Origin of the sequence: Vibrio sp. bablab_jr001 (assembly GCF_016464285.1) — a bacterium.
GTDB lineage: Bacteria > Pseudomonadota > Gammaproteobacteria > Enterobacterales > Vibrionaceae > Vibrio > Vibrio fluvialis.
In genome coordinates this window covers 115,520-129,477 of the sequence record NZ_JACDWZ010000039.1, presented here as the reverse complement: position 1 = coordinate 129,477, position 13,958 = coordinate 115,520, and the positions used below count along the sequence as shown (strand labels likewise).

Below are 13,958 nucleotides of genomic sequence, written 5' to 3'. Positions count from 1 at the left end.
AGTCGGCGCATTAAATCTCAATGTGTTTCCATTCGCCGGGCTGGAGGTCACCCAGAACAATGTCGCCCATCGAATAACGAATCAGACGCAGAGTTGGAAAACCGATATTGGCCGTCATGCGACGCACCTGACGGTTACGTCCTTCGATAATCGTAATAGCGAGCCAGGTTGTCGGAATAGCGGCTCGAAAGCGCACTGGCGGATTTCGCTCCCACACTTCAGGTTCAGGCATGATTTCAACGATGGCAGGTAATGTCAGGCCATCTTTCAATTCGACGCCGTTTCTCAGTTTATCCAGATCCGCTTCCTGGGGCGCACCTTCCACTTGCACCCAATAGGTTTTAGGCGATTTGGACTGCGGCTGAGTCAGCTTGGCTTGCAGAATGCCATCGTTGGTCAACACCATCAAACCTTCACTGTCGCGGTCCAGGCGGCCAGCGGCGTACACATCTTTGACTGGAATAAAGTCGGCCAGCGTTTTGCGCCCATCGTCATCGGTAAACTGACTCAGCGTATCGAAGGGCTTGTTAAAAATCACAACCTTACGTTCTTGAGGTGAAACTCTCGGTTTGTCGGTACGTGAACGCACCGATGACGCAGGCTTATTTGGACGTGCAGAACCTGGGCGTTTTGCCTGTTTAAAATGAGATTTTCCTGCGGGATGAGAAGAGGAAGAAGAAGCTCGCGGTGAGCGGGATGACATGTTAAGTACCTTGCAAAAATGTGAATGAGTTGTGTTTGAAAGTTTTCTGGCTGTCGATTTTAGGCTATCATTTGCGCGCCCGAAAACAGGATTGACGAACAAGATGATAGACTATTATCTTGCTTTTGTTTAATTATAACTGCCTTCACTCACGGACTAAACCGAACACAATGAATGTCGTTCGACCTGAGACTTGAAAGAGTGGGATTATCGTGCACAAGTTTGAGGATGTAATACTTACTTGAGTACGGACATTCACACAGTGCTGTTTCATCCAACGGTGCTGTTAGAACAAATAGGGAAAGTTCATGCCTACAGAAAAACCTACAATTATTTACACCATTACTGACGAAGCACCGGCGCTTGCCACGTATTCATTACTGCCAATCATTCAGTCATTCACGGCATCGTCAGGCATCAATGTTGACACGCGTGATATTTCGCTAGCAGGCCGTATTCTGGCCAACTTCCCTGAGCATTTGAAAGAAGAACAACGCATTGGCGACGCATTGGCTGAACTGGGCGAGTTGGCTCAGACTCCGGAAGCGAACATCATCAAACTGCCGAACATCTCTGCCTCTATTCCTCAGCTGAAAGCTGCGATCAAAGAGCTGCAAGACAAAGGCTACGCGCTACCAAACTACCCTGAAGAGCCAAGTACGTACGAAGAAGAAGCGATCAAAGCAACGTACGACAAAATCAAAGGCAGTGCGGTGAACCCAGTGCTGCGTGAAGGTAACTCAGACCGCCGCGCGCCAGCATCAGTGAAGAACTATGCGAAGAAAAACCCGCACTCAATGGGCGCATGGTCAAAAGACTCTCAATCACACGTTTCAAGCATGGAAGATAAAGATTTCTTTGGCAGCGAGAAATCGGTGACGCTGAGCGGTGCAACTCAAGTTTCGATTGAGTTTGTTGGCAACGATGGCTCAACCAAAGTGCTGAAGAAACCATTCGCACTGCAAGATAAAGAAATCATTGATACCAGCGTATTGAGCAAAAAGGCGCTGATTGAATTCTTCGAAAAAGAAATCGCGGACGCGAAAGCGCAGAACGTTCTGCTGTCTCTGCACATGAAAGCGACCATGATGAAAGTGTCTGACCCCGTGATTTTCGGTCACGCGGTGAAGGTGTACTACAAAGACGTCTTCGCGAAATACGGTAAAGTGTTTGAAGAGCTGGGCGTAGATGTGAACAACGGTTTGGGTGATGTGTACGCGAAAATTCAGACTCTGCCAGAAGCGCAGCGCACTGAAATTGAAGCAGCGATTCAAGCGGTTTACGAAACTCAGCCACCACTGGCGATGGTTGATTCTGACCGTGGTATCACCAACCTGCACGTACCAAGTGACATTATCGTTGACGCATCAATGCCAGCGATGATTCGTTCTTCTGGTCAAATGTGGGGCCCAGACGGTAAACAGAAAGATACGAAAGCGATGATCCCGGATCGTTGTTACTCGGGCGTTTACCAAGCGGTGATCGAATTCTGTAAAGAGAACGGCGCGTTTGACCCAACCACCATGGGCAGTGTACCGAACGTGGGTCTGATGGCTCAGAAAGCGGAAGAGTACGGCTCTCACGATAAAACGTTCATCCTTGATGCAGACGGCGCCGTGCGCGTTGTCGATGCTGAAGGCAATGTACTGCTTGAGCAAGCTGTGGAAGCGGGCGACATCTTCCGTATGTGTCAGGTGAAAGATGCGCCAATCCAGGATTGGGTGAAACTGGCGGTTACTCGCGCTCGCGCATCAGGCGCGCCAGCGGTATTCTGGCTGGATGAAGCACGTGCGCATGACGCAGAGCTGATCAAGAAAGTGAACCAGTACCTGCCTGAGCACGACACAGCCGGGCTGGAAATCAAGATCCTGTCTCCGGTTGAAGCGACTAAGTTCTCACTGGTTCGTATCAAGCAAGGTCTGGACACTATCTCCGTAACGGGTAACGTACTGCGTGACTACCTGACTGACTTGTTCCCAATTCTGGAACTGGGTACGTCAGCGAAAATGCTGTCTATCGTTCCACTGATGAATGGTGGTGGTCTGTTTGAGACTGGCGCAGGCGGCTCGGCTCCAAAACACGTTCAACAAGTTCAGAAAGAAAACCATCTACGTTGGGATTCACTGGGTGAATTCCTGGCTCTGGCCGCTTCTCTGGAGCACCTGAGCGTGGTGACCGGCAATGCGAAAGCGCAGGTTCTGGCGGACGCACTGGACAAAGCAACGGGCAAATTCCTTGATACCAACAAGTCACCATCACGTAAAGTGGGTGAACTGGACAACCGTGGCAGCCACTTCTATCTAGCGATGTACTGGGCAGAAGCTCTGGCTGAGCAGACCGCAGATGCGGATCTGGCCGCGGAATTTGCTCCAATCGCGCAACAGCTGAAAGACAACGAAGAAAAGATCGTTGCTGAACTGAATGGCGCGCAAGGCGTTGAGGGTGATTTGGGCGGTTACTACCTGCCTGAATTTGAGAAAGCGGCACCACTGATGCGCCCGAGTGCAACTCTGAATCACATTGTTGACCGCGCATAAATACACAGACAATAAAAAACCCGCCAGCTGGCGGGTTTTCTTTTTTCAGTCCGGTAAAGTTTACTGACTGTCTATTACAAATGTTTTGGCAGCGATTATTTTGCTAATTGACCTTCAATCGGTACGACGCTGCTCGCGTGGTAACCTTTAGGTCCTTGTTCAACCTCATACGATACCTGCTGGCCCGCCTTCAGTGTGCGGTAGCCATCCATTTGAATCGTTGAGTAGTGTGCAAAAATGTCTCCATCTTCACCCTCAGGACAAATAAATCCAAATCCTTTGGCGTTGTTGAACCATTTCACTGTACCTGTAGCCATGCTATACATCCCTCATGCATTTTGTTACTGATGTTGTTGAAGAGAACACTCTCTTTTCTCCATCGAAGAGCTCTCCAAATAGTGAATAGCAATTCAGCCGCTGCCAAATTTTTAGTCACTAATTGACCAATGTAGTCAATGATTGAACACAGTCAATAGTAAAAACGTATAAAGATATAGAGTTTTATAAGTAAATCACTTTTGTTGCCATCTTGCGTCAAGTTGGCACTTGTTTGATTGCAACTTCGTTAACTTTCCTATCTATCCGTGGCATTTTGATAAAAATGCTATTTGCAAATAGCGAAGCATATTGTGAGTGCGTTTGCATAATGGTGGCGTCTTTTTGAACGTTTGCTTGTGTGATGAAGCTGAATAGCAATGTTTTATTTGCAGCGATACAATTGCTGCATTAGTCTCTAAGTAAGGGTTGTTTTTCACCTGAACTGACAGCATGTTACGTTATGAAACCGTGCTGATAGAAGGGACTGGAATGTCTAATTTGTTTGAGAAACAGTCTGAAATACGGCCGTCATGAGTAAAAATTTTGAATGGGTAACTCCAGGCTCAGATTTACTGGAGCGAGAAGAAACAGCAATTAAGCCGCCGGCTATGTATAACGTGGTCTTAAACAACGATGACTACACACCGATGGACTTTGTAATCGAAATCCTGGAACGTTTCTTTTCGATGGATATTGAAAGAGCAACTCAAGTGATGCTGAAAGTGCATTACGAAGGGAAAGCAATTTGTGGCACATTTACTGCAGAGGTTGCAGAGACGAAAGTCGCACAGGTGACAATGTACTCAAGGGAAAATGAGCATCCACTGCTGTGTACCATGGAGCGAGCTTAGCACTTGCGACGACAATGTGGTTGTTCCTTAAGGAGGCCTTATGCTTAACAAAGAACTAGAGTCGAGTCTAAATGGCGCGTTCGCTCGGGCGCGAGACAAAAGACATGAATTTATGACCGTCGAGCACCTCCTACTTGCATTGTTGGAAAACGATGCAGCGAAGGAAGCATTACTGGCCTGTCAGGCAGATATCGACACATTACGTCGTGAACTTGACACTTTTATCGACCAAACAACCCCTCTCATTCCTGAAAATGATGAAACTCGCGAAACACAGCCAACGCTGAGTTTTCAGCGCGTGCTTCAACGCGCGGTATTCCATGTGCAGTCATCTGGCCGCAGTGAAGTGACTGGTGCAAACGTGCTGGTGGCGATCTTTAGCGAGCAAGAGTCTCACGCTGCATATTTGCTGAAGAAAAATGATATCAGCCGTCTGGATATCGTGAACTACATTTCCCACGGCATTACCAAAGCATCCAGTTCTGGCGATGAGCCATCGTCCGATTCGTTTGGCACAGAGAGTGGTGAAGACGTCAGCTCTGATGAACGTCTGGAAAGTTTTGCCACTAACCTGAATCATCTGGCGAAACAAGGTCAAATCGATCCTCTGATCGGTCGTGACAAAGAACTGGAACGTACGATTCAGGTGTTGTGCCGCCGTCGTAAAAACAACCCGCTGTTAGTGGGTGAAGCTGGCGTTGGTAAAACTGCCATTGCAGAAGGCTTGGCGTGGAGAATTGTAGAAGGCCAGGTGCCTGAAGTGATTCAGAACAGCGTGATCTACTCGTTAGACATCGGTTCGCTGCTGGCTGGAACAAAATACCGTGGTGATTTCGAAAAACGTTTCAAATCCATCCTGAAACAGTTGGAGAAAGAGAAAGACGCCATTCTGTTCATTGACGAAATCCACACCATTATCGGTGCAGGTGCTGCGTCTGGTGGACAGGTAGATGCAGCAAACTTGATTAAGCCTCTACTGAGCAGCGGAAAGCTACGTTGTATCGGTTCAACGACTTATCAGGAATACAGCAACATTTTCGAAAAAGAACGCGCGCTTTCTCGTCGGTTCCAGAAAATTGATATCGTCGAGCCTTCATTAGACGACACCACCAAAATTCTGATGGGTCTGAAGCCGAAATACGAAGCGCACCACGATGTACGTTACACCAAAGAAGCGTTGCGTGCCGCGGTAGAGTTGTCGGCGAAATACATCAACGAACGTCATCTGCCAGACAAAGCGATTGACGTGATTGACGAAGCCGGTGCACGTGTTCGCTTGATGCCAGCTAGTCGCCGTAAAAAAACGGTTGGTGTTGCAGAAATCGAAGCCATGGTTGCTAAAATGGCGCGTATTCCGGAAAAATCAGTCTCTTCATCTGACAAAGATATCCTGAAAAATCTGGATAAAAAAATGAAGATGTTAGTGTTCGGACAAGACAACGCTATCGATGTTCTGACCGAGTCCATCAAACTAACTCGTGCAGGTCTGGGGTCGGACAATCGTCCGGTCGGTTCATTCCTGTTTGCTGGCCCAACTGGGGTCGGTAAAACAGAAGTGACCGTTCAGCTATCTAAGCTGCTGGGCATCGAACTGCTGCGCTTTGACATGTCGGAATACGGCGAGCGTCATTCGGTCAGCCGTTTGATCGGCGCGCCTCCGGGTTATGTGGGGTTCGATCAGGGTGGTTTGTTGACCGATGCCGTTATCAAACATCCACACTCAGTCGTGCTGCTGGATGAGATTGAAAAAGCGCACCCGGATATCTTTAACCTGCTGCTACAGGTGATGGACAACGGCACGCTGACGGATAATAACGGCCGCAAAGCTGACTTCCGCAATGTGATTTTGGTGATGACCACCAACGCTGGTGTCGCGGAGACGGTGAAAAAATCGATCGGTATGATTCAGCAGGATCATAGCCATGATGCGATGGCGGAAATCAAGAAGGTGTTCACGCCAGAGTTCCGTAACCGCCTGGACCATATCATTTGGTTCAACGCGCTGGACGAACGTGTGATCCATCAGGTTGTCGACAAGTTCATCGTCGAGCTGCAAGTACAACTTGATGCGCGTGGAGTATCACTGGAAGTGTCGGAAGACGCTCGCCACTGGTTGGCAGTGAAAGGCTATGACCGTGAAATGGGCGCGCGTCCGATGGGCCGAGTGATTCAGGAACAGCTGAAGAAACCACTGGCCAACGAGCTGCTGTTCGGTTCTCTGGTGGATGGAGGTACGGTTAAAGTGGATCTGAACGAAGATCAACTCACCTTCAAGTACATGGGGACACGAGAAGAAGTGGTTCATTGATCTCACGGCACAAACAAAAAAGCGCACTCAGAGTAGTGCGCTTTTTCTTTGCTGTTCATCCTGTCTCTCAGGCAACAAAAACGGAGCTCAAAGCTCCGTTTTTGTTGCATTCGAAAATCAGTGATTAACGAGCACGGAAGACGATGCGGCCTTTAGTCAGGTCGTATGGAGTCATCTCTACAGTAACTTTGTCACCAGTAAGAATACGAATGTAGTTCTTACGCATTTTACCAGAGATGTGAGCTGTTACTACGTGACCGTTTTCTAGCTCAACACGGAACATTGTGTTTGGAAGAGTATCAAGGACCGTACCTTGCATCTCAATTACGTCTTCTTTAGCCATTTAATCCTCTTTAGAAATTAGGCAAAAATTAACGGCCGCATTCTGCCGTTAATCAATCAATATGTAAAGTTGGGGCGTATTCTACCCTTGCCAACGCTGATTTACTAGCCTTTGATGAGGCTGGAAGCGCACTTTGTAGTTCATGGCAGGACATTCATCGATTTGATATCCCAAATAAAGCCATTGTTTACCCATTTGTCGACAAAGCTCCAGTTGGGTCAGCACACCGAGTGTGCCCAGCGAGAGTGGGTGGTCCGGGTCAAAGAAGGTGTAAAATGCACTGGCGCTGTGCGGAAGCAAATCGGTAATCGCGATCGCAACCAAGGTATCATGATGATAAATATGCAAATAGCGTGTATCGAGCCACTCAGAATGTGCGAACTTATCAAACTCGTCTTTGCGCGGCGGGTACATGGTGCCGTTGCGATGGCGCGCTTTAATATAACGTGAATAGAGCGCGAACCAGTTTTTGTCCATATCGTCCTTGAGTTCCCAACGACACTCGCGGTACGTTTTAGCGAGCAATCGCTTCTGACTTTTGGATGGTACAAAATCTGCCACAGAAACCCGCAGAGCTTCGCAGGCACTGCAAGTATCACAATGGGGCTTGTAAATCGTATCTCCGCTGCGGCGAAAACCGTTGGCCAGCAGAGTTTCATAATTTTCTGGCGATTGCATCTGAGTGTCGATAGCGACCGCGACGCGCTCCATACGGTCTTTGAGGTAGCTGCACGGATGGTTGTTGGTGAGACCAATACGAATATGCTGCAGATCGGAACTCATACTTACTCCTCAGCAGATGCTTCAACCGGGCAAGTCAGCCATTGAGGTTGAAAACAACTTTCTGTTACACGCTGTTCTTTTAAAGATAGCAATGATTGCATGAATTTGTCGCGGGATAATTCCTTAGCGCCCAATGATTTAAGGTGCGGGTTCATCACCTGGCAATCAATCAACTGACCTTGATTGGTTTTGAAATGATGGCAGAAATACCACAATGCAATTTTTGATGCGTTGGTTGCAAGGCTGAACATCGACTCGCCACAAAATAATCGGCCTACTTCAATGCCATACAACCCACCAATTAAGGCGTCCTGGTGCCACACTTCCACTGAATGACACTTTCCTGCACGGGCAAGCTGAGTGTAGGCGTGACGCATTTCTTCATTCAGCCAGGTCTCTTCCGGAGAACGTACCGCTGCGCACATATCAATGACATCAGCGGTCGCGTGATTAATACTGACAGTGTACTGGTGCTTGCGTTGAAACTTTTTCACACTTTTTGCCGGAATGAAGGTCTTAGGATCAAACACAGCGCGTGGCGAAGGGCTCCACCATAGAATAGGCTCATCAGGACCATACCAAGGAAAAATGCCGCTTTGGTAACCTTGGTAAATCCGCTCGGGATTGAGATCGCCCCCAAACGCCAGCAGGCCATTAGGTTCTTTCAGCGCAGAGTAGGGAGAGGGAAAATCAAAGTTTCCCGGTGCAAGTTCGGTGAGATATATCGCCATAGCTTCGTTAGTGTCCTAGTAACCCAAGCAGTTTCCCAACAACATTCATCTTCAAGGAGATAAAAATGAAACGGTGGTTTTTGATCTTATTGATTTTTCCTTTGTTTGCCAATGCTGCCTATCAGCGGAATCAGGCTCGCCCAGTGAATGAGGTGGTGTTCGGCCAGGTTGAAACGGTACGCTACATCTCTCAACAAGATATCGTGCATTCAAAGGCGAATGGTTGGGAGACTCTGCTTGGCGCCGTAGTTGGTGGGTTGATTGGCAACCAGTTTGGGGATGGGCATGGTCGAGAAGTCGCGACGGCGATTGGTGCGGTGGCGGGCGCGGGCATTGCTCGTTCCAATGCCAACCAAACCTATCATGTAGAGTATCGTCTGGTGGAAATTCTGATCAAAACTTCAGAAGGTAAGTTGATTGACGTGATTCAGGATGTCGATAGTCAGATGTTGTTCAGTTCCGGTGACCGGGTACGTATTCTGTATTTTGACGACGGAGTAAGAGTGGATAAGGAGATGTAGCCTGGTCTGTACGGCTTTCTGCTGGCGGCTATGGTGTCGGTAGAATTTCATTTTAAACCGCAGATTAGCACTGGCTATCCCCATAGAATTTGGTTAGTCTGCGGATACGAAGAATTTTCACTGCCCTAAATAAAAACAGGAATAGTGGCGGTGCAAGGAACACAACTTTAATGGAAAGCCTCACGTTACAACCCATTGCAAAAATTGACGGAGAAGTGAACCTTCCGGGTTCCAAAAGTGTATCAAACCGCGCTCTGCTGCTGGCTGCGTTAGCCAAAGGTACGACGCGTCTGACCAACCTGCTCGACAGTGATGATATTCGCCACATGTTGAATGCCCTAAGCAAGCTGGGCGTGGTGTATCGTTTGTCAGAAGACAAAACCGAATGTGAAGTGGAAGGGCTCGGTAAGCCGTTTACCGTCTCTGAGCTTCAGGAACTGTTCTTAGGTAACGCAGGTACTGCTATGCGCCCTCTGGCCGCTGCGTTGTGTCTGGGAGAGGGCGAGTTCATCCTGACGGGTGAGCCGCGCATGAAGGAGCGCCCAATCGGCCATCTGGTTGATGCTTTGCGTCAAGCTGGTGCGCAGATCGAGTATCTGGAAAACGAAAACTACCCACCATTGCGTATCACGGGTACAGGTTTAGAGTCGGGAACCGTCTCAATTGACGGCTCGATCTCCAGTCAGTTCTTAACCGCTTTTCTGATGTCTGCACCTTTGGCAAAAGGTAAAGTAACCATCAAGATTGAGGGTGAGCTGGTATCGAAACCCTATATCGACATTACTTTGCACATCATGGAACAGTTTGGCGTTCAGGTGATCAACAACGATTATCAGGAATTTGTCATTCCAGCTGGCCAGTCTTATGTTGCTCCAGGTAACTTCCTGGTGGAAGGGGATGCATCATCGGCGTCTTATTTCTTGGCCGCGGCCGCGATTAAAGGTGGCCAGGTAAAAGTGACCGGTATCGGTAAGAACAGTATTCAGGGTGACATTCAATTCGCTGAAGCGTTGGAAAAAATGGGCGCACAAATCGAATGGGGTGATGATTACGTTATCGCTCGTCGCGGCGAACTGAATGCGGTGGATTTGGATTTCAACCATATTCCTGATGCTGCAATGACCATTGCTACCACGGCCCTGTTTGCCAGCGGCACTACGGCGATTCGCAATGTATATAACTGGCGAGTGAAAGAGACAGACCGACTGGCTGCAATGGCGACTGAGTTGCGTAAAGTCGGTGCAACGGTGGAAGAGGGTGAAGATTACATCATCATTACGCCACCGGAGCAGTTGACTCATGCCGCGATTGATACGTACGACGACCATCGTATGGCGATGTGCTTCTCTTTGGTTGCTCTGAGCGATACGCCAGTGACCATTAATGACCCTAAGTGTACGTCAAAAACCTTCCCGGATTATTTTGATAAGTTTGCACAGCTGAGTCACTAAAGTGATTGAAATAAAAGCCTCTTAACGAGGCTTTTATTATTTTTGTACAGTAAATTCTTTGGACAGCTGGTGGGCGAGATATTTGAACATATTAAATACCGCCGTTGTTTTCGCCGTAGGCAAACCTTTGTCGTCCAAAAAGTAGTTGCCTTTGAACACCAGAACACCTTCTTTCTCTTCCACGCTCTCGGCACGCATGCCCTCTATATAGCTTTCGTGCTCCTGAATCAGTTGGTTGGCGATCAGCAACAGATCAAATTCACTGATGGCTTTTTTCTCATTCATTGTACTTCTCCTCAGGTTGGAACTGGCTCCAGTTTAGAGCTGTGACACGTAAATACCATGATCAAAAGCAGCTAAATTCGCATCCTCGTTGTTAAGCAATTTGTGATTTGTTCCATATTTCACTCGTTTGCGGTCGCACGGGACGCACAGTCACTTTAGTATGTGCGGGTTTTAGAACAGAGAATACGCTTTCGTCGAATTGTCGAGCAAATAAATGGTTTTTTAAAAAAACAAGTTGATCTTCTCTTTGTTCGGCTCGATAGTAAAAAAAGAAGCAATATTTTAGAACGTCAATGCGATCGACTGTTCGCATAGTGATTAAGGACATTTGAATCAAATTATGGGTAAATCACTCGTTATAGTGGAGTCGCCAGCCAAGGCCAAAACAATCAATAAATATCTTGGCAAAGACTTTATTGTGAAGTCTAGTGTCGGTCATGTCCGCGATCTGCCTACTGCCGGTCAGAGCAGTACTACACCAACCAAGAAAGCGGCCGCTACGTCGACTAAAAATTTGAGCGCAGAAGAGAAAGCGCGCTTAAAGAAAGAGAAAGACCAAGCCGCGCTGATCAAGAAAATGGGTGTTGACCCTTATCATGGCTGGGAAGCGAATTATCAAATCCTACCGGGTAAAGAGAAGGTTGTTGCCGAACTACAGAAATTAGCGAAAGACGCAGACAGCGTTTATCTCGCAACCGATTTGGACCGCGAGGGAGAGGCTATCGCTTGGCACCTTCGTGAGATCATCGGTGGCGATGAAGAGCGATATAAACGTGTTGTGTTTAACGAAATTACCAAAAACGCTATCCAACAGGCTTTCCAGCATCCTGGCGAGCTCAATATGGATGGTGTGAACGCTCAGCAGGCGCGTCGTTTTATGGACCGCGTTGTGGGCTTCATGGTGTCTCCGTTGCTGTGGAAAAAAGTAGCACGTGGCCTTTCGGCAGGGCGTGTTCAGTCTGTGGCTGTGAAATTGCTGGTTGAGCGCGAGCGCGAAATCAAAGCGTTTGTGCCAGAAGAGTTCTGGGACATCCACGCAGACACCAAAACGCCGGGTAAAGACGATTTCCGCCTGCTGGTGGCACAAAAAGATGGCGTCGCATTCAAACCTTCCAACGAAACGGAAGCGAATGCGGCGATGTCGGTGCTGCAAAAAGCGGCTTATGAAGTGTGCAAACGCGAAGACAAGCCAACCAGTAGCAAACCATCTGCACCATTTATTACTTCTACACTGCAACAAGCGGCGAGTACCCGCCTTGGTTACGGTGTGAAAAAGACCATGATGCTGGCGCAACGTTTGTATGAAGCAGGTTACATCACCTATATGCGTACCGACTCAACCAACCTGAGTTCGGAAGCGGTTGATGCGGTTCGTCAGTACATCACCAGTGAATTTGGCGAAGCTTATCTGCCAGGTAAACCAAACGTGTACGGTAGCAAAGAAGGGGCTCAGGAAGCGCACGAAGCGATCCGTCCTTCAGATGTCGCGATTAAGGCTGATGATCTGGAAGGTATGGAAGCGGATGCCCATAAACTGTACGCTCTGATTTGGAACCAGTTTGTTGCTTGTCAGATGACACCTGCTCAATACGATTCAACCACAGTGAGCGTGAAGGCTGCAGAATACACGCTGAAAGCGAAAGGCCGTATTCTGAAGTTTGATGGCTGGACGCGAGTTCAACGCCCTCTGGGTAAAAATGAAGATCAGATTCTTCCAGCCGTTAAAGTTGGTGAGACGCTGTCCCTGGAAAAACTCGATCCAAAACAACACTTCACCAAGCCGCCAGCTCGTTTTACTGAAGCGGCACTGGTTAAAGAGTTGGAGAAGCGTGGTATTGGTCGTCCTTCGACTTACGCGTCGATCATCTCGACCATTCAAGACCGTGGCTACGTAAAAGTGGATCAGCGCCGTTTCTACGCTGAAAAGATGGGCGAGATCGTAACCGACCGTCTTGATGACAGCTTTGAAGATCTGATGAACTACGATTTTACCGCACGCATGGAACAGAAACTGGACCAGATTGCGGAAGGTGAAACCAGCTGGAAAGGTGTACTGGATAACTTCTTTGAAGATTTCAGTCAGAACCTGGAGCAGGCAGAACAAGATGAAGAGCACGGTGGTATGAAACCAAACCACATCGTGATGACCAACATTCTGTGTCCGACTTGTTCACGACCAATGGGCATTCGTACTGCGTCAACGGGTGTTTTCTTGGGTTGTTCCGGTTACGCTTTGCCGCCAAAAGAGCGTTGTAAAACTACCATCAACCTGGGCGATGAAGAAGGCATCATCAACGTTCTGGAAGAGGATGTTGAAACAGCGGCTCTGCGCGCTAAGAAGCGTTGTCCTATCTGTGAAACCGCGATGGATGCGTACCTGATTGACGATAAGCGTAAGCTACACGTGTGTGGTAACAACCCTAACTGTGACGGCTATATCGTTGAACAAGGCGAATTCAAAGTGAAAGGCTATGATGGCCCGGTTGTCGAGTGTGACAAGTGTGGTTCAGACATGGTGCTGAAAAACGGTCGCTTTGGTAAATACATGGACTGTACCAGTGAATCTTGTAAGAACACGCGTAAGATCCTGAAAAACGGTGAAGTTGCACCTCCTAAAGAAGATCCGGTCCACTTCCCTGAACTGCCATGTGAAAACTCGGATGCGTACTTTGTTCTGCGTGATGGTGCATCAGGTCTGTTCTTCGCGGCCAGCAATTTTCCTAAATCGCGCGAGACTCGTGCGCCACTCGTGGAAGAGCTAGCCAAGTACCGTGATCGCCTGCCAGAGAAGTATCAATATCTGGCCGAAGCCCCATCTCAGGACCCAGATGGCCTGAAGGCGGTGGTTCGTTTTAGCCGTAAGAGTAAAGAGCATTACGTGCGTACCGAAACGGATGGCAAACCATCAGGCTGGACCGCGCTTTACAACGATGGTAAGTGGGATATCACTGACAAGCGCAAAAACGCGAAATAGATAATTCAATTGTTAAAGGCAGCCTCAGGGCTGCCTTTTTTATATCCCAAAAACTTTGATCTAGTTCTCCGTATCAAAAAATCACAACTTTTAAGTGATATTTTTCATTTTAATTTTTTGAGAAAGTGCCAGTAGCTGTCTGTATGAATCATC

At 48.1% G+C, this 13,958-nt stretch carries 12 protein-coding genes; 6 read left to right on the top strand and 6 right to left on the bottom strand.

The features are described from left to right. Positions 1-10: 10 nt before the first annotated feature. Positions 11-703 (bottom strand): pseudouridine synthase, encoded by a 693-nt coding sequence (locus JIG40_RS03330; RefSeq protein ID WP_206769325.1) that lies wholly within the window; start codon positions 701-703, stop codon positions 11-13. A gap of 308 nt (positions 704-1,011) precedes the next feature. Here JIG40_RS03330 and JIG40_RS03325 point away from each other — a divergent pair, with 308 nt between their 5' ends. Further along, positions 1,012-3,240, top strand: a complete 2,229-nt coding sequence (locus JIG40_RS03325; RefSeq protein ID WP_199464748.1) for an NADP-dependent isocitrate dehydrogenase — start codon at positions 1,012-1,014, stop codon at positions 3,238-3,240. 95 nt (positions 3,241-3,335) lie between these two features. On the opposite strand, the gene cspD is transcribed toward JIG40_RS03325, so the two are convergent. Next, positions 3,336-3,557: a cold shock domain-containing protein CspD gene (gene cspD / locus JIG40_RS03320; protein WP_020330217.1), complete on the bottom strand. Its 222-nt coding sequence runs from the start codon at positions 3,555-3,557 to the stop codon at positions 3,336-3,338. 531 nt (positions 3,558-4,088) lie between these two features. Here cspD and clpS point away from each other — a divergent pair. Together clpS and clpA are read left to right on the top strand one after the other, a co-directional pair. Beyond that, a complete protein-coding gene (clpS, locus tag JIG40_RS03315) occupies positions 4,089-4,409 on the top strand; it encodes an ATP-dependent Clp protease adapter ClpS (protein ID WP_020330218.1) in 321 nt (106 codons plus the stop codon). A 40-nt stretch (positions 4,410-4,449) separates the two neighbouring features. Next, entirely contained in the window at positions 4,450-6,717 is a 2,268-nt protein-coding gene (gene clpA, locus JIG40_RS03310) for an ATP-dependent Clp protease ATP-binding subunit ClpA (protein WP_020330219.1), read from the top strand. Between the two features lie 124 nt (positions 6,718-6,841). Here clpA and infA read toward each other — a convergent pair whose 3' ends face one another. From infA to aat, 3 genes are all read right to left on the bottom strand, one after another. Further along, complete coding sequence (gene infA / locus JIG40_RS03305) at positions 6,842-7,060, bottom strand: translation initiation factor IF-1 (RefSeq protein ID WP_006075347.1); 219 nt, start codon at positions 7,058-7,060, stop codon at positions 6,842-6,844. 81 nt (positions 7,061-7,141) lie between these two features. Continuing rightward, positions 7,142-7,843 (bottom strand): arginyltransferase, encoded by a 702-nt coding sequence (locus JIG40_RS03300; RefSeq protein ID WP_199464747.1) that lies wholly within the window; start codon positions 7,841-7,843, stop codon positions 7,142-7,144. Positions 7,844-7,845: 2 nt separating this feature from the next. Then, positions 7,846-8,574, bottom strand: a complete 729-nt coding sequence (gene aat, locus JIG40_RS03295) for a leucyl/phenylalanyl-tRNA--protein transferase (RefSeq protein ID WP_020330221.1) — start codon at positions 8,572-8,574, stop codon at positions 7,846-7,848. Positions 8,575-8,639: 65 nt separating this feature from the next. Between aat and JIG40_RS03290 the strand changes: the two genes are divergently transcribed. Beyond that, a complete protein-coding gene (locus JIG40_RS03290) occupies positions 8,640-9,095 on the top strand; it encodes a glycine zipper 2TM domain-containing protein (RefSeq protein ID WP_020330222.1) in 456 nt (151 codons plus the stop codon). Positions 9,096-9,265: 170 nt separating this feature from the next. Continuing rightward, the gene (gene aroA / locus JIG40_RS03285; protein WP_199464746.1) at positions 9,266-10,546 is read left to right on the top strand and encodes a 3-phosphoshikimate 1-carboxyvinyltransferase; all 1,281 of its coding nucleotides are present in this window, start codon (positions 9,266-9,268) and stop codon (positions 10,544-10,546) included. 36 nt (positions 10,547-10,582) lie between these two features. On the opposite strand, the gene JIG40_RS03280 is transcribed toward aroA, so the two are convergent. Then, positions 10,583-10,831 (bottom strand): YciN family protein, encoded by a 249-nt coding sequence (locus JIG40_RS03280; RefSeq protein WP_020330225.1) that lies wholly within the window; start codon positions 10,829-10,831, stop codon positions 10,583-10,585. A 340-nt stretch (positions 10,832-11,171) separates the two neighbouring features. Between JIG40_RS03280 and topA the strand changes: the two genes are divergently transcribed. Then, a complete protein-coding gene (gene topA, locus JIG40_RS03275; protein ID WP_020330226.1) occupies positions 11,172-13,805 on the top strand; it encodes a type I DNA topoisomerase in 2,634 nt (877 codons plus the stop codon). Positions 13,806-13,958: the final 153 nt, after the last annotated feature.

Coding starts and splice junctions, on each gene's coding strand:
- JIG40_RS03330 (WP_206769325.1), bottom strand. CDS start 703: ATGTCATCCCGCTCACCGCGAGCTTCTTCTTCCTCTTCTCATCCCGCA.
- aat (WP_020330221.1), bottom strand. CDS start 8,574: ATGGCGATATATCTCACCGAACTTGCACCGGGAAACTTTGATTTTCCC.
- clpA (WP_020330219.1), top strand. CDS start 4,450: ATGCTTAACAAAGAACTAGAGTCGAGTCTAAATGGCGCGTTCGCTCGG.
- cspD (WP_020330217.1), bottom strand. CDS start 3,557: ATGGCTACAGGTACAGTGAAATGGTTCAACAACGCCAAAGGATTTGGA.
- topA (WP_020330226.1), top strand. CDS start 11,172: ATGGGTAAATCACTCGTTATAGTGGAGTCGCCAGCCAAGGCCAAAACA.
- JIG40_RS03280 (WP_020330225.1), bottom strand. CDS start 10,831: ATGAATGAGAAAAAAGCCATCAGTGAATTTGATCTGTTGCTGATCGCC.
- JIG40_RS03290 (WP_020330222.1), top strand. CDS start 8,640: ATGAAACGGTGGTTTTTGATCTTATTGATTTTTCCTTTGTTTGCCAAT.
- infA (WP_006075347.1), bottom strand. CDS start 7,060: ATGGCTAAAGAAGACGTAATTGAGATGCAAGGTACGGTCCTTGATACT.
- aroA (WP_199464746.1), top strand. CDS start 9,266: ATGGAAAGCCTCACGTTACAACCCATTGCAAAAATTGACGGAGAAGTG.
- JIG40_RS03325 (WP_199464748.1), top strand. CDS start 1,012: ATGCCTACAGAAAAACCTACAATTATTTACACCATTACTGACGAAGCA.
- JIG40_RS03300 (WP_199464747.1), bottom strand. CDS start 7,843: ATGAGTTCCGATCTGCAGCATATTCGTATTGGTCTCACCAACAACCAT.
- clpS (WP_020330218.1), top strand. CDS start 4,089: ATGAGTAAAAATTTTGAATGGGTAACTCCAGGCTCAGATTTACTGGAG.